General features: G+C 64.2%; 1 protein-coding gene. It reads right to left on the bottom strand.

Annotation, left to right across the window (positions count from 1 at the left end; all coding sequences use genetic code 11):
• Positions 1-91: 91 nt before the first annotated feature.
• Positions 92-274, bottom strand: a 183-nt coding sequence (locus tag ACZ3HH_RS29925; protein WP_465810187.1) for a hypothetical protein, incomplete at its 5' end; no start/stop codon positions are given.

Below are 274 nucleotides of genomic sequence, written 5' to 3'. Positions count from 1 at the left end.
GATGAAACACTGCGGCGATTATGCCCGATTCGGGCCGGGGACGGATTGCCCTGCCCCGGGTTCGTCTCGGGTAGAAACCATCAAACCGGCGTCAACGTGGCGTCACGTCGATGACGCCCGCGTCCGGCGGCCCATCCGGTGCCTGGCCGCTGCGATGGCGCAGCAGCGCTTCCAGGCAATAGAACTGGAACCACAAGCCGGTGAAGACGAATACGACTACATACAGCCAGATCGCCACCGCCGCCAGCGCCGGCAGCAGGATTACCGACAGCAC

Source organism: Pseudomonas sp. PME37.24/025 (assembly GCF_055556615.1).
Note: the sequence above shows the minus strand (reverse complement) of the source record. Positions and strands in the feature narration are given on the sequence as shown.